The sequence below is a fragment of the Burkholderia crassaminum genome (genome assembly GCF_964265005.1).
GTDB lineage: Bacteria > Pseudomonadota > Gammaproteobacteria > Burkholderiales > Burkholderiaceae > Burkholderia.
Genome location: NZ_OZ183800.1, coordinates 1 through 21,690, shown reverse-complemented (window position 1 = coordinate 21,690; position 21,690 = coordinate 1). Strand labels below are relative to the sequence as shown.

At 66.9% G+C, this 21,690-nt stretch carries 20 protein-coding genes; 9 read left to right on the top strand and 11 right to left on the bottom strand.

The genetic code is table 11. The features are described from left to right. Positions 1-236: 236 nt before the first annotated feature. Positions 237-2,870 carry an MMPL family transporter gene (locus ACPTTF_RS17250; RefSeq protein ID WP_423367499.1) on the top strand — a complete coding sequence of 878 codons (2,634 nt, stop codon included), beginning with the start codon at positions 237-239 and terminating at the stop codon, positions 2,868-2,870. Then, positions 2,863-3,852 carry an MlaA family lipoprotein gene (locus tag ACPTTF_RS17245; protein ID WP_423367498.1) on the top strand — a complete coding sequence of 330 codons (990 nt, stop codon included), beginning with the start codon at positions 2,863-2,865 and terminating at the stop codon, positions 3,850-3,852. The genes ACPTTF_RS17250 and ACPTTF_RS17245 overlap by 8 nt, the downstream gene beginning before the upstream one ends. 114 nt (positions 3,853-3,966) lie before the next feature. Here ACPTTF_RS17245 and ACPTTF_RS17240 read toward each other — a convergent pair whose 3' ends face one another. The 5 genes from ACPTTF_RS17240 to ACPTTF_RS17220 form a co-directional block, all read right to left on the bottom strand. Continuing rightward, on the bottom strand, positions 3,967-4,623 hold the full coding sequence (locus ACPTTF_RS17240; protein WP_423369836.1) for a phosphorylase: 657 nt from the start codon (positions 4,621-4,623) through the stop codon (positions 3,967-3,969). 51 nt (positions 4,624-4,674) lie between these two features. Continuing rightward, positions 4,675-6,648 carry a squalene--hopene cyclase gene (gene shc, locus ACPTTF_RS17235; protein WP_423367497.1) on the bottom strand — a complete coding sequence of 658 codons (1,974 nt, stop codon included), beginning with the start codon at positions 6,646-6,648 and terminating at the stop codon, positions 4,675-4,677. An 11-nt stretch (positions 6,649-6,659) separates the two neighbouring features. Beyond that, positions 6,660-7,913: a hydroxysqualene dehydroxylase HpnE gene (gene hpnE / locus ACPTTF_RS17230; protein WP_423367496.1), complete on the bottom strand. Its 1,254-nt coding sequence runs from the start codon at positions 7,911-7,913 to the stop codon at positions 6,660-6,662. A gap of 13 nt (positions 7,914-7,926) precedes the next feature. Next, complete coding sequence (gene hpnD / locus ACPTTF_RS17225; RefSeq protein WP_423367495.1) at positions 7,927-8,775, bottom strand: presqualene diphosphate synthase HpnD; 849 nt, start codon at positions 8,773-8,775, stop codon at positions 7,927-7,929. Between the two features lie 259 nt (positions 8,776-9,034). After that, positions 9,035-9,367 (bottom strand): hypothetical protein, encoded by a 333-nt coding sequence (locus ACPTTF_RS17220; protein WP_027790205.1) that lies wholly within the window; start codon positions 9,365-9,367, stop codon positions 9,035-9,037. A gap of 175 nt (positions 9,368-9,542) precedes the next feature. Between ACPTTF_RS17220 and ACPTTF_RS17215 the strand changes: the two genes are divergently transcribed. Beyond that, the gene (locus ACPTTF_RS17215; protein ID WP_166955797.1) at positions 9,543-10,427 is read left to right on the top strand and encodes an alpha/beta fold hydrolase; all 885 of its coding nucleotides are present in this window, start codon (positions 9,543-9,545) and stop codon (positions 10,425-10,427) included. Between the two features lie 51 nt (positions 10,428-10,478). On the opposite strand, the gene ACPTTF_RS17210 is transcribed toward ACPTTF_RS17215, so the two are convergent. Genes ACPTTF_RS17210 through ACPTTF_RS17200 form a run of 3 tightly spaced genes read right to left on the bottom strand, consistent with a single transcriptional unit; the run spans position 10,479 to position 12,401 of the window. Further along, on the bottom strand, positions 10,479-11,417 hold the full coding sequence (locus ACPTTF_RS17210) for a GGDEF domain-containing protein (RefSeq protein WP_423367494.1): 939 nt from the start codon (positions 11,415-11,417) through the stop codon (positions 10,479-10,481). Next, the gene (locus ACPTTF_RS17205; protein ID WP_166955784.1) at positions 11,414-12,040 is read right to left on the bottom strand and encodes a chemotaxis protein CheC; all 627 of its coding nucleotides are present in this window, start codon (positions 12,038-12,040) and stop codon (positions 11,414-11,416) included. Before ACPTTF_RS17205 ends, ACPTTF_RS17210 begins: the two co-directional genes overlap by 4 nt. Then, positions 12,033-12,401 carry a response regulator gene (locus ACPTTF_RS17200; protein WP_021161390.1) on the bottom strand — a complete coding sequence of 123 codons (369 nt, stop codon included), beginning with the start codon at positions 12,399-12,401 and terminating at the stop codon, positions 12,033-12,035. The genes ACPTTF_RS17205 and ACPTTF_RS17200 overlap by 8 nt, the downstream gene beginning before the upstream one ends. Positions 12,402-12,871: 470 nt before the next feature. On the opposite strand from ACPTTF_RS17200, the gene ACPTTF_RS17195 reads away from it, so the two are divergent. Beyond that, on the top strand, positions 12,872-15,130 hold the full coding sequence (locus ACPTTF_RS17195; RefSeq protein ID WP_423367493.1) for a response regulator: 2,259 nt from the start codon (positions 12,872-12,874) through the stop codon (positions 15,128-15,130). Positions 15,131-15,175: 45 nt separating this feature from the next. Here ACPTTF_RS17195 and ACPTTF_RS17190 read toward each other — a convergent pair whose 3' ends face one another. After that, entirely contained in the window at positions 15,176-15,730 is a 555-nt protein-coding gene (locus ACPTTF_RS17190; RefSeq protein WP_011353625.1) for an NADPH-dependent FMN reductase, read from the bottom strand. A 367-nt stretch (positions 15,731-16,097) separates the two neighbouring features. On the opposite strand from ACPTTF_RS17190, the gene ACPTTF_RS17185 reads away from it, so the two are divergent. Further along, positions 16,098-16,697 (top strand): RNA polymerase factor sigma-70, encoded by a 600-nt coding sequence (locus tag ACPTTF_RS17185; protein ID WP_166955779.1) that lies wholly within the window; start codon positions 16,098-16,100, stop codon positions 16,695-16,697. Further along, complete coding sequence (locus ACPTTF_RS17180) at positions 16,675-16,890, top strand: zf-HC2 domain-containing protein (RefSeq protein ID WP_423367492.1); 216 nt, start codon at positions 16,675-16,677, stop codon at positions 16,888-16,890. Before ACPTTF_RS17185 ends, ACPTTF_RS17180 begins: the two co-directional genes overlap by 23 nt. 136 nt (positions 16,891-17,026) lie before the next feature. On the opposite strand, the gene arsC is transcribed toward ACPTTF_RS17180, so the two are convergent. Then, on the bottom strand, positions 17,027-17,383 hold the full coding sequence (gene arsC, locus ACPTTF_RS17175; RefSeq protein WP_423369835.1) for an arsenate reductase (glutaredoxin): 357 nt from the start codon (positions 17,381-17,383) through the stop codon (positions 17,027-17,029). 401 nt (positions 17,384-17,784) lie between these two features. On the opposite strand from arsC, the gene ACPTTF_RS17170 reads away from it, so the two are divergent. From ACPTTF_RS17170 to ACPTTF_RS17160, 3 genes are all read left to right on the top strand, one after another. Beyond that, positions 17,785-18,024: a hypothetical protein gene (locus ACPTTF_RS17170; RefSeq protein WP_423391170.1), complete on the top strand. Its 240-nt coding sequence runs from the start codon at positions 17,785-17,787 to the stop codon at positions 18,022-18,024. Between the two features lie 460 nt (positions 18,025-18,484). Beyond that, positions 18,485-19,147 carry a ParA family partition ATPase gene (gene parA, locus ACPTTF_RS17165; protein WP_166955774.1) on the top strand — a complete coding sequence of 221 codons (663 nt, stop codon included), beginning with the start codon at positions 18,485-18,487 and terminating at the stop codon, positions 19,145-19,147. A gap of 23 nt (positions 19,148-19,170) precedes the next feature. After that, positions 19,171-20,232: a ParB/RepB/Spo0J family partition protein gene (locus ACPTTF_RS17160; RefSeq protein WP_423367490.1), complete on the top strand. Its 1,062-nt coding sequence runs from the start codon at positions 19,171-19,173 to the stop codon at positions 20,230-20,232. Positions 20,233-20,322: 90 nt separating this feature from the next. On the opposite strand, the gene ACPTTF_RS17155 is transcribed toward ACPTTF_RS17160, so the two are convergent. Beyond that, a complete protein-coding gene (locus ACPTTF_RS17155) occupies positions 20,323-21,690 on the bottom strand; it encodes a replication initiation protein (RefSeq protein WP_423367489.1) in 1,368 nt (455 codons plus the stop codon).

Below are 21,690 nucleotides of genomic sequence, written 5' to 3'. Positions count from 1 at the left end.
GCCGTGACCGACTGTTACCTTTCAGGTTCCTTTGTCACAGGCGTGCAGCGGCGCGAAAAAGCAGCGCGGCGCCGATTATGTAAATATCCCCTTACCAACCGGCTGGCCATCGATATCGATTCCGCCGTCGCGAACAAATCTCCTTCCCTCCCTGAAACCCCCAACGTCACGACCGCCGCCACGCTGCGCCGGTATACTTGACTACTTTGCCCTTGCCAGCCGCTCCCCACCGCCACATGGTGACATCTCTCATCGTCCGACTCGTTGCATGGTCGGTGCGCCGCCCCGTCTGGGTCGTCGTCCTGTCGCTCGTCATCGCCGCGCTCAGCGGCGTCTACGTTGCGCAACATTTCAAGATCAACACCGACATCAGCAAGCTCGTCGATGCGGAGCCACAATGGGCCGCGCTCGGCGAGGCCGTCGACAACGCGTTCCCGCAACGCAACGGCACGATCCTCGCGGTCGTCGAGGCGCCTGCGCCCGAGTTCGCGAACGCCGCCGCGCATGCGCTGACCGAAGCGCTGCAGAAGGATGCCGAAGCCGGCCGCATCGGCCAGGTCGCCGAGCCCGGCGGCGGGCCGTTCTTCGAGCACAACGGGCTGCTGTTCCTGTCGCCGCAGGAGGTCACGGATACCACCTCGCAGCTCGCGAGCGCACGCCCCCTCGTCAACGAACTCGCGAAGAATCCGAGCCTGACCGGGCTCGCGACCACACTCTCCACCACGCTCGGCCAGCCGCTGCTGACCGGCCAGGTGAAACTGCCCACGATGGCGAAGCTGCTCGCACGCAGCGCCGCGACGGTCGACGACGTGCTGGCCGGCAAGCCGGCCGCATTCTCGTGGCGCGCGCTGGTCGACAGCGATGCCGCGCGGCAGCCCGCGCGCGCGTTCGTCACCGTGCAGCCCGTGGTCAACTACGGCGCGCTGAAGGCCGGCGCGGAAACCAGCCAGGTGATCCGCGACGCGGCTCGTTCGATCGATCTCGAGAAGCGCTACGGCGCGGCCGTACGCCTGACCGGCGAGCAGCCGCTCGCCGACGACGAATTCGCGTCGGTCGAGGATGGCGCGGCGCTCAACGGCGTCTTCACGCTGCTCGCCGTGCTCGTCATCCTGTGGCTGGCGCTGCGCTCGAAGCGGATGATCGGCTCGGTGCTCGTCACGCTGTTCGTCGGCCTCGTCGTGACCGCCGCGCTCGGCCTCGCGATGGTCGGCTCGCTGAACATGATCTCGGTCGCGTTCATGGTGCTGTTCGTCGGCCTCGGCGTCGACTTCTCGATCCAGTACGGCGTGAAGTACCGCGAGGAGCGCTTCCGCGATCCGCGCATCGATCACGCGCTGATCGGTGCCGCGCATTCGATGGGCATGCCGCTCGCGCTGGCCACCGCGGCCGTCGCGGCGAGCTTCTTCTCGTTCATTCCCACCGCCTATCGCGGCGTGTCCGAACTCGGCCTGATCGCGGGCGTCGGGATGTTCGTCGCGCTGCTGACCACGCTCACGCTGCTGCCGGCGCTGCTGCGCCTGTTCGCGCCGCCGGGCGAATCGAAGACGCCGGGCTTCCCGTGGCTCGCGCCGGTCGACGATTACCTCGATCGCCATCGCAAGCCGATCCTGATCGGCACGCTCGTGGTCGTGGTCGGCGCGCTGCCGCTGCTTGCGTTCCTGCGCTTCGACTTCAACCCGCTGCACCTGAAGGATCCGAACAGCGAATCGATGGCGACGCTGCTCGCGCTGAAGGATTCGCCGGAAGCGGCCGTCAACGACGTCACGCTGCTCGCGCCGTCGCTCGCGGAGGCCGACGCGGCCGCGAAGCGCCTCGACGCGCTGCCCGAAGTCGGCCGCACGACCACGCTGTCGACCTTCATCCCTGCCGACCAGCCGGCCAAGCGCGCGGCGATCGCCGCGGCCGCGAGCGACCTGCTGCCCGCGCTGACGCAACCGGCCGCGCCGCCCGCGACCGACGCGCAGCGCGTCGCCGCGCTCAAGCGGCTGTCGGACCTGCTGAGCTACGCGGCCGAAGATCACCCGGGCCCGGGCGCGGCCGCCGCGCAGCACCTGTCCGCGTCGCTCGCGAAGCTCGCCGCAGCGGACGCCGCGACGCGCGACCGCGCCGAGCGTGCGTTCTCCGACACGCTGCGCATCGCGCTGAACCAGCTCGCTTCGCTGCTGCAGCCGCAGGACATCACGCGCGAATCGCTGCCGCCGCAGCTCGTGCGCGACTGGGTCGCGCCTGACGGCCATGCGCTCGTGCAGATTTCGCCGAAGGTGCCGAAGGGCGTCGACCCGAACGACGACACGATGCTGCGCCGCTTCGCGAAGACCGTGAAGGCCGCTGAGCCGGGCACGACCGGCGGGCCGATCTCGATCCTGCATTCGGCCGACACGATCATCAACGCGTTCCTGCACGCGGCACTGTGGTCGATCATCTCGATCACGATCCTGCTGTGGGTCACGCTGCGCCGCTTCGGCGACGTGCTGCGCACGCTGGTGCCGCTGCTCGTGTCGGGCGTCGTGACGCTCGAACTGTGCGTCGTGCTCGGCATGCCGCTCAACTTCGCGAACATCATCGCGCTGCCGCTGATGCTCGGCGTCGGCGTCGCGTTCAAGGTGTATTTCGTGATGGCATGGCGCGCGGGGCAAACCGGGTTGCTGCACTCGAGCCTCACGCATGCCGTCCTGTTCAGCGCCGCGACGACGGCGACCGCATTCGGCAGCCTGTGGCTGTCGCACCACCCGGGCACGTCGAGCATGGGCAAGCTGCTCGCACTGGCCCTGACCTGCACGCTGATCGGCGCCGTGGTGTTCCAGCCCGTCCTGATGGGCAAACCGCGCGTCAAACGCGCCAAGAACCAATCGCAAGGAATCAATGAATAAGGTGCGAATCATTGCGGCGACCGTTGCCGCCAGCGCAGTGCTGGCCGGCTGCGCGACGGGACCGAACCGCAACCCCGACGACCCGCTCGAGCCGATGAACCGGACGATGTACAAGATCAACGACGCCGTCGATTCGAACATCGCCCAGCCGATCGCGAAGGGTTACCAGAAGATCACGCCGACACCGGTACGCACCGCGATCAGCAACTTCTTCTCGAACCTCGGCGATCTCGGCAACATGGCGAACAACCTGCTGCAGTTGCGCATCACCGATGCGACGCAGGATCTGATGCGCGTGACGATGAACTCGCTGTTCGGCGTCGCCGGCCTGATCGACATCGCGACGCCGGCCGGGCTGCCGAAGCATCACCAGGATTTCGGCCTGACGCTCGCACGCTGGGGCGTGCCGTCCGGCCCGTATCTCGTGCTGCCGGTGTTCGGGCCGAGCACGATCCGCGACGGCGTCGGCCGCGCGGTGGACGTGCGCTTCAACCTGCTCAACTACATCGAACCGGCCGCGCGCAACCCGATGTACATCGCGCAGTTCATCAGCGCGCGTTCGGACCTGCTCGGCGCGACCGACCTGCTGAAGCAGGCCGCGCTCGACCCGTATTCGTTCGTGCGCGACGCGTACCTGCAGCAGCGCAAGTCGCTGACGTATCGCAGCCAGTCGGCGACGCTGCCGACTTACAACGAACCGGGTGAATCGGGCGCCGTGCCGGCCGCGACGCCTGCCGTGCCGGGGTTGCCGAACTACGAGGACCCGGGTGAATCGGGCGGCGCATCGGGCACCGCCCCGAACAACGCACCGGCCGCGCCGGGGTTGCCGCAATACGACGATCCGGGTGCGGACAACGCGATGCCGGCGAGCGCGCCTGCTGCTGCACCGGCTGCGGCATCGGCCGCGATGCCGGCGTCGTCCGGTTCGGCGACCGTGCCGGCCACACCGGCGGCACCTGCAAGCAGTCCGGCCGCACAGTAACGCCGCAACGGCGGCCGCGCAAAGACGAAGAGCGCTGCATCATGCAGCGCTCTTTTTTTGTCCGTACGAAACGGGGAAACCGAGAAGAGGGGAGAAAGTCGCGGCGAACGCCGCTCAAACGATCCGCATCGCGCCCGCACGCTCGAACGCGTGCCGCGCCTGGATCAGCGTCGTGCGCGCCGCACGCGCGTCGCTTGCAACCTGCAGCAGCGGGCCGAGCTGAGACGGCTGCTTCAGCAGTTCACGCAGGATCGGCAGGATCGCCGTGCTGCCGTCGTCGCGCAGGCCGGCCGTCGCCGCGCGCGGCAGCGTGCGCCACGCCGGATCGACGATCGCGCGGCACACCGCGAACGGCACACCGCGCGCGGCCGCGAAGGCCGCCGCGATATGCGACTCCATGTCGACGGCAAGCGCGCCCTTCGCGCGATGCAGCGACGTCTTTTCCTGTTCGCTGACGACCGGTGCGCTCACGGCCACGATCGTGCCGCGCGTGACGCGCGCCCACACCGGCGTGTCGTGCAGCGCGGCGACGAGCCGCGTGCTCCAGCGCGTATCGGTCTCGACGCGGCCGAACGGCCCGTCGATCGCGCTCGCGATCACGAGCGCGCCGGGCGCCAGGTCGGGCGCGAGCCCGCCCGCCGTGCCGAAGCTCACGATGCCCGCGCAACCGCGCGCGGTCGCCTCGGTCAGCGCGCGTTCGAGCCGGTCGGCCCGCGCGGCAAAGACGGCTTCGACGCCGTCGCCGCGCGCGATGCGCGCCTCGAACGCCATCCCCGTCACGGCGATGACGGGCAGCGTGCCGGTGGATTGGGACGCCACGCGTTACAGCCCGACCGTGACGCGCGTCGTGTTGTCGCGCTTCAGGTTGCGATAGCGCGCGAGCGCCCATAGCGGGAAGAACTTGCGATAGCCGTGGTAGCGCAGGTAGAACACGCGCGGGAAGCCCGTCGCCGTGAAGCGCGTCTCGTCCCACAAACCTTCTTCGTTCTGGTTGGCGATCAGGTAGTCGACACCGCGCGCGACCGCCGGATTGTTCACCTCGCCGGCCGCCATCAGGCCGAGCAGCGCCCAGGCCGTCTGCGACGCCGTGCTCGGCGCCTGTTCGAAGCCGCGATAGTTCAGCTTGTAGCTGTCGCCGTCCTCGCCCCAGCCGCCATCCTTGTTCTGGATCGACAGCAGCCACTGCGCGCCACGCTTCACGCGCGGATCGTCCGGCGTCAGGCCGGCCGCGTTCAGCGAGCACAATGCCGTCCACGTGCCGTACACGTAGTTCATCCCCCAGCGGCCATACCAGCTGCCGTCCGGTTCCTGCTCCTTGAGCATGTAGTCGAGCGCGCGGCGCGCCGGCTCGCTGTTCAGCGGCGTCTCGCCAAGCTGCGCCAGCATCGACAGGCAGCGGCCCGACACGTCGGCCGTCGGCGGATCGAGCAGCGCGCCGTGATCCGAGAACGGGATGTTGTTCAGGTAGTACTGCGTGTTTTCCGGTTCGAACGCGCCCCAGCCGCCGTCGCTGCTCTGCATCCCGACGACCCACTCGCGCGCACGCGCGATCGAATCGCGATACGCGTCGTTCTGCCTGAGTGTCTGCGCGCGAGCCATCGCCACCGCAACCACCGCCGTATCGTCGACGTCCGGGTAGTGCGCGTTCGCGTACTGGAATGCCCAGCCGCCGGGCCGAACGTGCGGGCGGCGCGAGATCCAGTCGCCGCGCACGTCGAGGATCTGCAGCGGGCGCAGCCATTCGAGGCCGCGCAGCACGGCTTCTTCCGCGCGCGCGTCGCCCGTTTCGAGCAGCGCGTTCGCGGCGAGCGACGTGTCCCACACCGGCGACAGGCACGGCTGGCAATACGCTTCGTCGCCGTGCACGACGAGCAGCTTCTCGATCGACTTGCGCGCGATCGCGCGGTTCGGATGATCTTCCGCGTAGCCGAGCACGTCGTACATCATCACCGCGTTGGCCATCGCCGGATAGATCGCGCCGAGGCCGTCCTCGCCGTTCAGGCGCTCGTCGACGAACGAGACGGCCTGGCGGATCGCGCGTTCGCGCGTGTAGTTCGGGAACAGGCCGTCGACCGCGCGCAGCGCATGGTCGACCACGCGGAAGAACGCGAACCAGCCGGCGCTCTGGTGGCCCTGGCGCGGCAGTAGCCCGGCGTTGACGGGCGGATCGATGAACAGCTCGTCGATGCGCACGCCGCGCGGGTTCTTCGCGATCGGGCGCTTCGCGTTCAGCACGAGCAGCGGCACGATCACGGTGCGCGCCCAGTACGACACCTTCGACAGGTGGAACGGGAACCACTGCGGCAGCAGCATGATCTCGACCGGCATCATCGGCACCGCGCGCCACGGAATCGCGCCGTACAGCGCGAGCTGGATGCGCGTGAACACGTTCGACATCTCCGCGCCGCCCATCGCGTGGATGGCACGGCGCGCACGCTGCATGTGCTCGGCGTTCTCGTCGTCGCCGATCACCTTCAGCGCGAAATACGCCTTCACGCTCGCGCTGACGTTCGGCGCGCCGTCGGTGAACAGCGGCCAGCCGCCGTCGGCCTGCTGGATGCGGCGCAGATACTTGCCGATCTTCTGTTCGAGCTCGAGGTTCGGCGTCTCGCCGAGATAGTGGACGAGCAGCACGTATTCGGCGGGAATCGTCGAATCGGCTTCGAGTTCGTAGACCCAGTGTCCGTCCGCTTGCTGTGCGGCCAGCAGCGCGTCGGTCGCACGCGCGACGGCCGCGTCGACGCCGGCCGGCACGGTGCCGGCGGACAAGGTAGCCATTTCGGTGAGATCGTTCATCGGTCCCTCTCTTATTGTGTCTGGAGCACGTCCGCGGCCAGCTGGCCGGAGCGGATCGCGCCCTCGATCGTGGCGGGCAAGCCGGTGGCAATCCAGTCGCCCGCCAGTACAAGATTGGTCCAGCGCGTACGCACGGCCGGACGCTTCATTTCCTGCGACGGCACCGCCGCAAAGCCCGCGCGCGGCTCGACGACGAGCTGCCACGCGGGGATGGTTTCCGGGTTCGCGCCGGTCACGCGCGCGACGTCTTCCCAGATGCGCCGCGCGAGCGTGTCGCGCGGTGTGTCGAGCCAGCGTCCCGCGTCGCGGATCGTCGCCGCGAGCTGGCCGCCGCCGGTGCGCACCGCATTGACGACACCGTTCACGACGGCCGTCTGCAGCGGCGTGCCGGCCGGCGCTTCGACCGCGAAATACGCGGTCACGACCGCGCTGAACGTGTCGGGCGCGGTGAGCTCGGGCACGAGCGGCTGCGCGACCTCGGGCGGCACGGCCAGCACGACCGCGTCGCCCGGCGCGAGATCGATCCGCTCGCCGCCGACCGAAACCGCATCGACCGCATTGCCGTGCGCGCCGAATTCGAACGCGTCAAGCCGCGAATTCAGCCGGATCTGCGCGCCGCCGTGCTGCAGCATCCGCAGCGCCGGTTCGACGAATGCGCTGCCGAGGCCATGACGCGCGACGAGCGGACGGCAGCCGGGGCCGCCCGCGGCAAACGTGCCGCACAGCGCCGCGCGCGCGAGTTCGGCGCTCGCATGGCGCGGCTCGACGTTCAGCACACCGAGGAAATACGGCCGCAGCCAACGTTCCCACAGCATGCCGTCGCATCGCATCGTCTGTGCGAGTGAGCGGCCCATGCGCGCGAACGCGAGCGGGGCGAGCGCCAGGTAGTCGAGCGGCGTCGTGCCCGGCGCACGCGACGCGGCATCGAACAGCCACGACGGCCAACGCCCGTCGCCGAAGCGCAGCGTCCAGCGCTGCTGCGACGCGACGTCGACGGCCGGGAATTCAGGCAGCGCGGGCCCCGCGAGCTGGTCGGCCGCACCGATCGCGCGCAGGTAGCGCTGCGTCGCGGGCTGTCCTGCAAACACCGTATGCAGCCCGCTGTCGAGCGTCGTGTTCAGCGTCCCGTCGAACCAGGAGCGGCAGCGGCCGCCCGCATGCGCGTGCGCATCGTGCAGCACGATGCGTCGCCCGCGGCGTTGCAGCTCGACCGCGGCCGACAGGCCGGCAAGGCCGGCGCCGATCACGTGGACGGTCCTGGGCATCGACTCGGTCGACTCAGAACAGCGCGTAGCGCGCGGCGATCATCAGCATGCGCGCTTTCGGCTTGCGCAGCGGCGCGCGCGGGAAGGCAAAGCCGCGTGCGACCGCGGCTTCGAGAATGCAGCGATACGCGCCCGACATGATGCGCGGCGCCTTCACCTGCGCACGCGGGCAGGTATCCATCACCGCGTCGGCCTGGCGGAAATGCTCGAGCGCGCGCTCGACGAGCGTCGCGCACACGCGCGGCAGCGCCGGATCGCGCACGATCGTCGCCGGGTCGGCGATCGCGATGCCTTCGCGCGCGAGCAGCTCGCGCGGCAGGTAGCATCGGTTGATCGCCGCATCGTCGTCGATGTCGCGCAGGATGTTGGTCAGTTGCAGCGCACGGCCGAGGTGATGTGACAGCTTGATCCCTTCGGCTTCAGGCATCCCGAAAATCCTCACCGACAGCCGGCCGGCCGCGCTCGCCACGCGATCGCAGAAGAGGTCGAGCGTCGGTTCGTCGGGCGCGCAGATGTCTTCGACCGCATCCATCGCCATCCCGTCGATCATCGCGTGGAAATCGTCGCGCTGCAGGTTGAATGCGCGGATCTCGCGGTCGAGCGCGGCCAGGTGGCGCGGCGGACGGCCGGCGAAGCATGCGTCGATGTCCGCGCGCCAGCGATCGAGGCCCGCGGTGCGCTCGGCGCGCGGCAGGTCGCTGTCGGCGATGTCGTCGACCGCGCGGCAGAACGCGTAGACCTGGAACATCGCGTCGCGCTGCGTCGCCGGCAGGATGCGCATCGCGAGATAGAAAGAACTGCCCGATGTGACGGCAGCGGCGTCGGTTTCTTGTTCGTCCACGACGGAATTGGAAACGGCCAAGACGAGCTCCACGGAGACACCCACGCGGGGCGATTGAAGAAGCCATGCCCGGCTGGGATGGTCAGGGTGTCAAATGCGTGCGAGATATGCGAACGATCGACGCAGACAGGCACAAATTACCGGCCGGAAGCCGGAATTGGGCGAAAGTATAGCAATCTTTGAAGTTCGATGGCGGACACGCGCCGCGTGCAGCGGCATGCCGGAAGCCGTTGGCCGGCAAGCGCGGCCGGCCCGGGCGGGAACCGGCGCCGGCGGTGCGTCAGCCGTAGACGATGTCGCGCTGCAGGTCGAGCGCGATCAGCCCCATTTCGCGGGTGAGCTGCAGCATCGAGCGGCGTTCGAGGCGCGAGCCCATGAAGCTCGTCACGTGGCCGTCGGGCTCCGCGGTGAACTGGAAGACTGCGCCGCCCGTACCGAACCACGCACCCGGTACATCGGGCGATTCCTGCCAGTCGATCTGCGCGAACACGCGCGCGATGCCCGCGCGTATCAGGTCGCCCGGGCCGATCGGCGGCGCGATGTCGCCCAGGTCGTCGAGCGAATAGGGGCCGGGTTTGTTCGGCTTCCGGTAGAAGAGATAGTCGACGTTCATGGGGCGCAACCGCGAGCAAAGCAACAAATTAGCGTGCTTCGGGATAAATTCAAATCAGATCCGGACGAAATGTGGCCTGTACGAGACAAGAGGGACAGATCGAATCCGGTGCGTCTGGGCGCGCGCGGGTTCGTCTAAGATGACACCTTTCTCAAAATCTGAAGACCCGGACACCATGGAGACGAACGCAAGCGCCACCCCGCAGTCCGATCATCCCGTTTTCGTGCTCGTGCACGGCGCCTGGCACGGCGCGTGGTGCTACGCGCACGTCGCGGCCGCGCTGGCCGCGCGCGGCCATCTGTCGATCGCGCGCGACCTGCCCGCGCACGGCATCAATGCCCGCTTTCCCGCATCCTACTTCGCCCGCCCGCTCGACAAGGATGCGTTCGGCGCCGAGCCGTCGCCAGTCGCGAACACGACGCTCGACGATTACGCGACGCAGGTCATGCAGGCGGTCGACGACGCGTACGCGCTCGGCCACGGCAAAGTCGTGCTCGTCGGGCACAGCATGGGCGGCCTCGCGATCACGGCGGCCGCCGAACGCGCGCCGGACAAGATCGCGAAGATCGTCTATCTCGCGGCCTTCATGCCCGCGTCGGGTGTGCCGGGCCTCGACTACGTGCGCGCGCCGGAGAACAAGGGGGAAATGCTCGGCCCGCTGATGCTGGCGAGTCCGCGCGTCGCCGGTGCGCTGCGCATCGATCCGCGCAGTGGTGACGCGGCGTATCGCGAGCTCGCGAAGCGCGCGCTGTACGACGACGTGCCGCAGGCCGACTTCGAGGCCGTCGCGAACCTGATGACCTGCGACGTGCCGGCCGCGCCGTTCGCGACCGCGATCCCGACGACGCCCGCGCGCTGGGGCGCGATCGACCGCCACTACATCAAGTGCCTGCAGGATCGCGTGATCCTGCCCGCGCTGCAGCAGCGCTTCATCGACGAAGCCGACGCGTTCGCGCCAGGCAACCCGACCCACGTGCACCAGCTCGACAGCAGCCATTCGCCGTTCATGTCGCAGCCGGCCGTACTGGCCGGCGTGCTGGCCGACATCGCGAAAAGCTGAGCGCGGCACGCGCAGGGCGCATCCGCGCCGCGCGCAGCGGGGCAGGTGCGCCTACGTGTAGGCGACCGAGCGGTCGCGCCCGAGCCGCTTCGCGCGGTAGAGCGCGGCATCGGCCTCGTTGACGAGCACGTCGCAAGTCGGCGCGCCCGTCTTCGCACACGCGCCGCCGACGCTCGCCGTCACCGGCACACTGACGCCCTCGGCATCGACCGGCACGCTGCCGATCGCGTCGCGCACCTTGTCGGCCACGAGCATCGCCTCGTCGAGATCCGTGCACGGCAGCAGCAGCGCGAATTCCTCGCCACCGAAGCGGCCGAACGTATCCTGCGCGCGCACGATCGACGCGACGCGGCGCGCCGTCTCGCGCAGCACGGCGTCGCCGGCCGCATGGCCGAAGCGGTCGTTGATCGTCTTGAAGTGGTCGAGGTCGAACAGCAGCACCGACATGTCGCCGCCGTAGCGCTGCCAGCGCGCGAATTCGTCGCCGAGCCGCGCCTCGAAGAAGCGCCGGTTCGCAATGCCGGTCAGGCCGTCGCGATTCGCGTGTTCGCGCAGCTTCGCGACCGCTTCCTCGCGCTCACGCTGCATCACGCTCACGTGCGTGACGTCCGAGATCGTCACGCACACGGCTTCGACGTCACGGCCGCGCGTGAGCGGCATGAACGTGCAGTCCTGCTGCATGTAGTCGACGCCGCCCGTGATCGGCCGGTCGTGCTCGAAGCGGAACAGGTAGGGCCGCTGCTCCCACGAGCTGAACGCGAAGCTGCCGAGCTGAAACACGCTCTCGAGCTTGCGCGACAGCCACGCGCGCGGCAGGTCGGGAAAGCAGTCGAACAGGTTGCGGCCGATCACGTCGGCGGCCGGAATGCCGCTGTGGTCCTGCATGAAGCGATTCCACATCAGCACGGTCATCGTGCGGTCGAGCACGAACAGGCCGAAGCCCACCCGCTCGATCACGAGATCGCTCAGCGACGGGGTGGCGGCCGTCATAGCGCGGACAGCAACGCGTCGAGCGCGTCGCCCATCAGCCGGATCGAATCCTCGGCCATCAGCATCACGAAGTGGGCCCGGAACGCGTGGTCCTCGAGCCCGAAGTTCACCTCGAGCAGCAATGCCACGCTCCATGCCAGCTCGGTCGGCTGGAATACGTCGTCGAACGACACGTTCGCGCCGAGCAGCCCCGGCGGAAAGAACACGGGCTTGCGGCCGAGCTCGTCGAGGATCGATGCGACGCAGGCGCCCATCAGCACGTTCGCGACGTCGAACACGACTTCGTCGGGTGTCGCCATCCCGCCGTACACGCCGTCGCCGAACGTGCGGTCGACGACCGACATGAGCCGCGCGATGCCCGCCGTACGGCACAGCACGATCGCCTCGCCCTTGATGTCGGAACGAAAGCCCTGGCGCACGGCGGTCACGTTGTCGTGGATGCCCGTCATCTCGCGCAGCGCGTCGCCCGCGTCGGACGCTTTCACGACCCGCACGCGCGGCACCGACAGTTCGATGAAGCGCCCGAGCAACAACGCGAGCCGAGCGGCGGCGCGGCCCATTGCGAGGTTGGCGATCTCCTGCAACGCGTCGCGTTGCTCCGCCGTGAACACCGAGTCAGGCATACAACCCATACTCCTTGAGAATGGGCAGCAATGCCTCCGACGTCACGGGCTTGGCAACGAATGCGATCGCGCCCAATTCGCGCACGCGTGCTTGCGCCTGCGGCTGGATATCGGCGGATACCACGATCACGAACGTGTTCAGGTCTTCGTGGCGCAGTGTCTCCAGGACCTGATATCCGCTCATGTCGGGCATCGTCAGGTCCAGAAACATTACGGAAGCTTTGCCGTCACGATAGAGCGCCAAGGCCTCTCGACCATTCGCGGCATACGCGACATCGACGTCCCAGCCTCCCGGCAGCGCCTTTGTCAGAAGTTTGCGAGCGAGCAGCGAATCGTCGGCAATTACAATCGGCAAAGGCATGGGCGAAGCGGTATACGGAATGGTCTCTCTCGCGTTAACGACCGCGCGGCGCGCTTCTTGAGGCGCCAATGCGTTCGGGCGCGGGCAACCGCCTTGCAACCGCGCGCGGGCGCCGCGACGCAGGTGCGCGCGACGCACCGCGCGGCGAATGCCGGCGGGCGCAGATATCTGTCATAGGGAAAGCAAGGCGCGATTCTCGGAGTAAACCGGAGGCGATGCAACTCGCCATATTCACCATTTCGGACAGAATCGGTCCGAACACACGCCATTCCGAAAACAGGCGCGACCATTTTCGAGATAAGCACGCAAAATTTTTCCTTGTGTACGTTTGCGCTGCCGGATTCGTCGCGTTTTCAATCTGACAATTTCCCCCTGTCGGAATCGACAGGATTGCGTGCGTCCGGGGCCGCGCGGCGGGCCGTCGCAACTCGTTTATGATGGCAGGCACCTCTGCCTCACCCGCTTCCTCGATGACGTCCGACCGGCCCGCCGATTCCCACGCTCCCGCCTCCCCACCCGCCGACGACTGGCAGGACGACGGCAACTACGCGTCCGGTGCGCCCGAGCACGATTTCGCGGTGCGCCGCGTGACGCTGATCGTGCTGCTCGTCGCGGCGATCGTGCTGCCCTGCATCTACGTCGTGGTGATGGCATACAACGACCTGAAGACGCGCGAGGCCGGCGCGAGCGACGTGACGATGCGCACCGTGCGGGTTGCCGAGGAGCACGCGCTCAAGGTGTTCGACCTGAGCGAGACGCTCGATGCGCGCATCGTCGATCTCGTGCAGGACATGGACGACGCGACCGTGCGCAACCGGGAGTCCGACATCCATGAAGCGCTGAACACGATCGGCGGCGGCTATCCGCAGGTGGCTGCCGTGTCGATCTTCGGCGCGAGCGGGATGCTGCTCGCGAACAGCCTCTACTATCCGGCGCCCTATGCGTCGATCGCGAACCGCGACGACTTCGCCGGCATTCGCGACGGCAAGGTGATCGAACACATCTCGCGGCTGATGATGGGGCCGCTCAAGCTCGAGAACATTCCGGTGTTCAACACGGGCGTTGCACGACGCCATAGCGACGGTTCGTTCGCCGGGATGGTGTCGATCGCGCTGAAGTCGTCGTATTTCAACGCGTTCTACCGCGACCTGCTCGGCGGCGCCAGCACGCCGATGACGATGGCGCTCGCGCGCTCGGACGGCGCGGTGATCGCGTCGTATCCGCCGCCGCCGGCACTCGCGCATACCGATCGCGCCGTCACGTTCGGCGACGCGCGCAACGATCCGCGCGCCGGTGTCGTGCGGGTGCGCCACGACGGCGCGAGCAGCGAGATCGTCGCGTATCGCCAGGTCGGCAGCTATCCCGTCTATGTGACGTGTGCGTACCGCACGTCGGCGATCTGGCATGAATGGTACGAACACCTGAGCGTGCTGTTCCTCTCGATGTTCGCGCCGTCGGTCGCGCTGTGGTCCGTGATCTGGCTGTCACTCAAGCGGCTGAAGGCGGAAGAGGAGGCGTGGGACCGCTGGCAGGCCGAAGCGTCGATGCGGCGCTCGATCGAATCGGCGTACCGGCAGTCGCGCAAGATGCAGGCGCTCGGCAATCTCGTCGGCAGCGTCGCGCACGACTTCAACAACCTGCTGATGATCATCTCGAGCAACGTGCAGATCGTACGGCGGCGCGGGGTCCAGCATCTCGACAAGGAGCTCGGCGCAATCGAGCGCGCACTGAAGAACGGGCAGTCGCTCACGCGCCAGCTGCTAGGTGTCGCACGCAAGCAGCCGCTGCACAACGAGACGATCGACGTCGGGCAGTGGGTCGGCACGTGCCGCGAACTGCTGAAGACGTCGCTCGGTTCGAAATCGTCGCTGGTCGTCGCGATCGAGCCCGGTGTGTGGCCGATCCGCGTCGACGTCGCGGAGCTCGAGCTCGCGGTGATCAACCTCGCGGTCAACGCGCGCGACGCGATGGCGGCCGGCGGCCGCTTCACGGTCGGCGCGCGCAACGTGACGCTGCGTCGCGAGGACGGCTTTCCGCTGACCGGCGATTTCGTGCAGATCTCGCTCGACGATACCGGTTCGGGCATGGCGCCCGACGTGCTCGCACGCGCGTTCGAGCCGCTGTTCACGACGAAGGCGCAGGGGATGGGAACAGGGCTCGGCCTGCCGCAGGTGTTCGCGTTCTGCGAACGCTCGGGCGGCCTCGCGACGATCGACAGCGCGGTCGGCGCCGGCACGTCGGTGCGCCTCTACCTGCCGCGCGCGAGTGCCGAGGATGTCGTCGCGCGGCCGCCGGCGATCGCGCACGACACGGGTACGGGCGCGCTCGCCGGCCTGCACGTGCTGCTCGTCGAGGACAACGGCGAAGTCGCCGCCGGCACCGAAGCGCTGCTGTCGCTGCTCGGGCACCGCGTGACCTACGCGCCCACCGCCGACGACGCGTTGCGCCTGATCGAAGGCGCAGCCGCGAACGACGCGTTCGACCTCGTGATTTCGGATATCCACATGCCGGGCCACCTGAACGGCATCGACCTCGCCGAAGCAGTCGAGAAGCGGCCGGAGAAGCTGCCCGTGATTCTCGTCACGGGTTACGCGGAGGAGCTCGACCGCACGCGCACCGTCAACGTCCGCGTGCTGTCGAAGCCGTTCGACATTGCGCTGCTCGACGAGATCCTGCTGGGCATCCGCGAAGCGCGCGACGCACGGCGCGCGCGACACGCCGGCACGTGACCCGCTGCGTGCGGGCCGGCGCCGGCGGCATGAACGGGGCGGCGCTCAGGCCGACTTCAGCAAGCGCACCCAGCCCGTGTAGCGATCGACAAAGCCCTGCAGGAACTTGCGGGTGTCTTCGCTGACGATCTGGCCCTGATCGTCGATGCGCGCCGGATCGTGCTTGATGAACATCTCGGGCTGCCCGAGCGTCTTCACGTCGAGGTACGCGAGCACATTGCGCAGGTGCTGCTGCGCGAGCGCGGTGCCCGTCGCGCCCGGCGACGTGCCGAGCACCGCGCCCGGCTTGCCCGACCACGAGTTGGAACCCCACGGGCGCGAGCCCCAGTCGAGCGCATTCTTCAGTACGCCCGGAATCGAGCGGTTGTACTCGGGCGTGAAGAACAGCAGCGCATCGGCGGCTTCGATCGACTGCTTGAAGCGCTTCGCGACTTCCGGGAAATCCGCGTCGTAGTCCTGGCTGTACAGCGGCAGTTCGCCGATCTCGACGAACTCGAACGAGAAATCGGCGGGCGCGAGCGAGATCACGGCGTGCGCGAGCGCACGGTTCCACGAAGCGCGACGCAGGCTGCCGACGACCACAGCGATGCGATAGGACATGGCATTCTCCTTCCGGTGAGTGAGGAATCGGATCGATTGCTTCCGAACGAGCGACAAAGGTCTGTTTATAGGCAAGCCAGCCCGCGAACCGCCCCACGGGGCCGCCCGGCCGACTTTCCACAAGGTTTTCCACAGAAATTGTGGATAACTCGGCCGTTATGTTCTGACGTTACAAACTGCCCGCCGCATGTCGTGGTCGACACGCGACACAGGGTTCGGCAAGCATAGCGCAGCGTGTCGACCGGTTTCGTGAATTCGCGACGGAACATGCATTGCGGGCCGGCACCGCGCCCAGTAAGCTGCTCGCACCGCGACGTGCCCGCTCGGTGGCGCACGCGCAATTGACTCGAGACACCGCAACCCAGACATGCCGTCCGCATACGACGACCCCGCCTATCTCGCGCAGCTGCGGCGCGACCTGCTGCGCTTCGCGCGACTCCAGCTCCGCGACGCCGACGCGGCCGAAGACGCCGTGCAGGAAGCGCTCGCCGCCGCGTGGTCGCATGCAGGCGATTTCGCCGGGCTGTCGGCCCACAAGACCTGGGTGTTCGGTATCCTGCGCAACAAGCTGATCGACGTGCTGCGCGCGCGGCAGCGCACGGTGAGCCTGTCGGCGCTCGATGCCGAGCTCGACGGCGAATCGGTGCTCGATCGCGAGCTGTTCAAGGAAAACGGGCACTGGGCCGCGCATGCGAAGCCGCGACCGTGGCCGCGCCCCGAAACGCTGTTGCAGCAGCAGCAGTTCTGGGCGCTGTTCCAGGCCTGCCTCGATCACCTGCCCGAGCAGATCGGGCGCGTGTTCATGATGCGCGAATTCCTCGACGTCGAAATTACAGACATCTGCAGCGAATTGACGCTGACGACGAATCATTGCAGCGTGCTGCTGTATCGGGCGCGCACGCGCCTGCGAACCTGCCTGAGCGAAAAAGGACTGACGACCGAAGATGCTGCCGGGGAAATGTACTGACGTGACGCGACTGCTGTCGGATGCGCTAGACCGGCATCTGACCCTGCACGAGCGCCTGCAGGTGCGCATACACCTGCCGACCTGCAGTGGCTGCAGGACCTATCGCAGCCAGATAGCGCTGCTGCGGACGGCCGCGAAAGCGGCGGCGGGGCGGGGGTCGGACGACGACGGGGCGTCGTCCGGGGAAGGCTAGGCCCGGCTCGCGTGAGTGCGATCGCACTCACGTTACGCAACGGGCGTTGGCGGCATGCTGCCCGGCGATCGTGCCGGCGTCGATTGCCCGTGCTTGTGCCGGGTTGATGCAATCAGAAAAATACGGCGGGCAAGAATTATTCGAACAGCGCCTGCACCGATTCCGGCGGCCGGCCGATGGCGGCCTTGCCGCGATAAACGACGATGGGCCGCTGCAGCAGAATCGGATGAGCGGCAATCGCTGCGTAAGCCTCCGCATCGGTCAGATCGGCGCGGGCCAGATCCAGCGTCTTGTACGGTTCCTCACCATCGCGCAGCATGTCTCGAACCGGGCGACCAAGCTGCCGATGCAGCGTTTCCAGCTCCTCGGCCGTCGGCGGTGTCTTCAGGTACTCGACCACATTCAACGGCGTGCCGGTGGTATTCAGCGTCTCGACCAACGCAAGCGTCTCGCGCGACTTCGAGCATCGGGGGTTGTGGTAGATCGTGATCATCATTCAAGCCTGGTGGGTAGAGCCCTGTATTGTAGCCAGTCGGCATCGGGTGTCTGGGGGTGGTTGGCGCGGGATCGCGAGCGGGTTGGCTGCTTCACCGAGGCAGGTGGGTGAGGCAGTGCGATGGACCGTGAGAGGGGAGTGCTGTTCGGGATGCGCTTCACGGGGTTGATGTGTTTATGCGCATAAAGGCGAGCGCTTTCTGTCGCGGGATGACGAATAAAGGGGCCGCGCGCCAGATCGATACGATGGGGTTTTGGGCCGCAAAGGATGCGGGCAGGTACATCGTAGGTCGGTTGGTTTATGCGCATAAAGCGCGCGATTGCCAGGTGAGGTAGCTCTCGATTCGCGACGCGGCAATTGCGGACACGTCCTCACGTGGATTCGATTGCCGCGTCGATATGCTCGCTGCTCGATCGCCGCGCACTGGATTCCGGAGCAGTCGGGACCTGATCCTTCGCCGCTCGCCATCGCCGCTCGCCATCGCCGCTCGCCATCGCCGCTCGCCATCGCCGCTCGCCATCGCCATCGCCATCGCCATCGCCATCGCCATCGCCATCGCCATCGCCATCGCCATCGCCATCGCCATCGCCATCGCCATCGCCATCGCCATCGCCATCGATCGCAGTTTATGCGCATAAACGTGGCGCCCAGGCAGCGTGTTGCGTCGACGTACGCGGGTTCAGTAGCACGCATCAACGCCGCGTCCCGGCCAGGACATGCCGCTCATAAACCGCTCTCAGAAGTAGCCGGCCCTCCCGTCGCACGATCGACCGCCTCGGTTTCCGGGGAGTTTATGCGCACAAACTCCCCGGCGCTCAGGCAAGACTGTCCCATCGAACGAAAGGGCAGCGCACCACGATCCCGCGGCAACTCGCTATTCACACCGACGATGCCACCCGTGATGACTCAAACCCCGAGTCGCTCATCGACGTTGCAGCCATCCGCCACACCATCCCGGTCGAGCCACCAGCCATCGCCGGTTCGTTTATGCGCATAAACCGATAGCCCGAATGGCTAATGCGTAGTTGTCGAACGACAATTTCATTGAAATTCAAATATCGTCCTGTAGAATTCCAACGACCAAAATAGGAGTGAAAATTGGCCGCGGAAATCATTGCAGTCACTCAACAAAAAGGTGGCGTCGGCAAAAGCACGATTGCCATGCACCTCGGTGCCGCGTTCCATGAAAAAGGGAAGCGCGTCCTCGTCGTCGACGCAGATCGTCAAAACACGCTGGTTCACTGGTCGAGCGCATCCGGCGACAGCGACACCGGCATTCCGTTTCCGGTCGTCAACCTGGCCGAAGCCGACGGCCAGATCCATCGCGAGATCAAGAAGTTCATCAACGACTACGACATCATCGTCGTGGACTGCCCGCCGTCGATCACCGAGAAGGTATCCGGCGTCGTCCTGCTGGCCGCATCGATTGCCGTGATTCCGACGTCGTCGTCGCCGGCCGATTACTGGTCGAGCGTCGGGCTGGTCAAACTGATCCAGCAGGCGCAGGTCATGAACGAAGACCTCCGCGCAGTCTTCCTGCTGAACAAGACCGAAGAGAAGCGCATGCTGACCCGCGAGCTCAAGCGCGCGCTCGAGGAGCTCGGTTTCCCGTTGCTGAAAACGCAGATCCCGACCCGGGAGGCGTACAAGCAGGCGATGGCGCTCGGTCAGACCGTACTGCAGATGAACGATCGTGGCGGCAAGCTGGCTGCCGCAGAAATTCGCGCATGCGCCGACGAAATCGTCGCCATGCTGCCCTGACTTTATGCGCACAAAGGAGTCACATGAAACCCTCCCAATTTGCCAAAGGATTCCAAGCGCGCCCGGATATCACGACGAGCGAGAAGCGCACGGCGCTCGATCGACTCAATGCGATCGACGGCATCGTCAAGTCCGAGACGCCCACTCCGCCGCCGACCAAATCCGCGAAGAAAGACATCGCGCCGCCGCCCGCTCCCGAGCTCACGCTCGATCCGTCGATCGATGAATCTGCGCAATATCGTGCGTGGCGTCTCGAGAACCGCTATGCACCGGGGCAGGTGATCGAGCTGTCGCTGAAGGCGATCAAGCATAGCCCGTTCAATCCGCGGCACTTCTATCTGAAATCGTCGATTGCCGAGCTCGCGGTCAACCTCGCGAAGCAAGGGCAGCAGCAGGCGATCCACGTGATTCCGGATTACGACAACCCGGGCACGTATTTCGTCAGTGACGGCGGCCGCCGCGTGCGGGCACTGAAGGAAGCCAACAAGGAGTCGGTCAAGTCGATCGTGATCGACATTCCGATCGGCATCCAGAGCTACAAGCTCGGCTACGATCTCAACGTCCAGCGCGATTCGCAGACGGTGTTCGACAACGCCGTCGTGTGGCGCCGCTTCCTCGACGACAAGCATTTCCAGAGCCAGAAGGAGCTCTCCGAGCACCTCGGCCTCGACGAATCGACGGTGGCCGTCGCGCTGTCGATCGGCAAGCTGCCGGAAGCGATCATGCAGGAAATGGTCGCGCGCCCCGATCGCTTCGGTTCGAACATGGCGTATCAGGTCGGCCGCTATCACAACGCGCGCGGCACTGAGGCCACGCTGCGGCTGATCAACAAGATCGTGTCGGACGATCTCAGCACCCGCCAGGTGTCGGACATCGTCAAGGGCCGCGTCGCGGCGCAGGAAACGCCGAAGGCTGCAGGTCGTCAGCGCTATGCGCAGCGTCTCGAGATCAAGCTCGGCGGCAAGTCGGTCGGCGACCTGAAGTCGTATGGCGAAGATCGTATCGAATTGCGCCTGCGCGGTCTCCCGAAGGACAAGCGCGACGCGATCCTCGAGCAGCTCGAGCGGATGCTGTTGTCGGAGTGACGGAAACGGCCGGCACGGCCTGGTGAGGACACCGGGCCCGCCAACTGAGGGCGGGGCCGGCGGCGGCCCGTCAGCGGGCCTGAGCGGGCCTCAGGCGGCCCGCGATTGATTCAGCGTGAACGACAGCAGGTCGCCGTCCGTCGGCTCGCCCCAGGTCTTCTGGGCCAGCCAGTCGAAAAAGGCGGTCTCGGCCAGCTTGGAATCGAGGCCGCGCTTGCGCCAGTCATCGCGCAGATGGGTGCCCATCGTCGGCAGCGCCTCCGACTCGAACGACTCGCGCGCCACGTCGCGCTCGGCGTCACCCTGCTCTTCGTACAGCACCTTCGCTTCCTTGCGGCGGAACGCAGCGAACTCGCTCAGCAAGCGTGCCTTCAGGTCGTCCGGCTGGGCCGCTGCAAGCTTCGCAGTCGGGGTGCCGGCAGGCAGCGTGTCGACCGACTCGACCGGCGGCGCATAACCCTTCTTCAGCGCATCCTTGAACAACGCCGGCGCGCTGCGCACCGGCGGCAGCGTCGTGCTGCGCATCCGCTGCTCGGTCATCTGCAGCGCAGCACGAATGCGATTCTCTTCGCTGTCCGCATAGAGCGTCTGCGCTTCCTTCAGCGGGATCCCGAGCTTCACCATCCGGTCGACCAGCGTGCTGTCGAACACGTTCGGATGTTCGTCGAGCGCCAGCATCGGCTGCTTGCGCTCGGTCACGCGAAACTGGATCTCTGCGACCCGGCGCCCTTCACGGTGTTCGATCAGCTCGACGAAGATGTTGGTGACCGCGTTGACTTCCGCGATCGCGGGACGCAGGTAGTCGCGCTTGAAGTACTTGTACTCGCGCTTCGCTTCGTCGCCGGCTTCCGTGTCGGGCGTGCCCGACAGGATCGGCCGCCACCATTCCCACGGCTCACGCATCGTCAGGTGGCTCGGGTTCGTCAGGTAGCGCACGCAGATTTCGTACAGCGCGAGACCGGCGCTGCTGCGCAGCTGGCTCTGGAACTGCAGGCTCAGGCGCGCGTACTGGACCGGGTCGAGCAGCTTTTTCTTGATCTTCGGCGCGAACGAGAATTCCACCCACACACGGCGCGTCGCCGGATCTTCGAGAATTTCGGCGTCGGCGATCAGCGTCGAGATCCCCCACTTGCGGCCCGGCTTCTGGCTCGACGTCCCCGTGCTCCACTCGACCTGCACCGACACCATGCGGCGCAGGTGTTCCTTCACCAGCGCGGTGTCGTTCGAATCGAAGGCGGAGTTGGCGACGATGTCCGACAGCAGCGCACGATACGTATCGCCCGAGTCGTCGGCCTGCTGCGCCACGGCCAGCAGGACATTGAACAGCTTGCGAGTGAGGAGCGTGATCTTGCCGCTCTTCGGCTGAATTGCGATCGCCTCGACGGCCTTGCGCAATTCGGCTGAACTGGCACTCACCACATCCACATCGGTTTTCTTGGCGCGCTTCGTCGTGGCCAT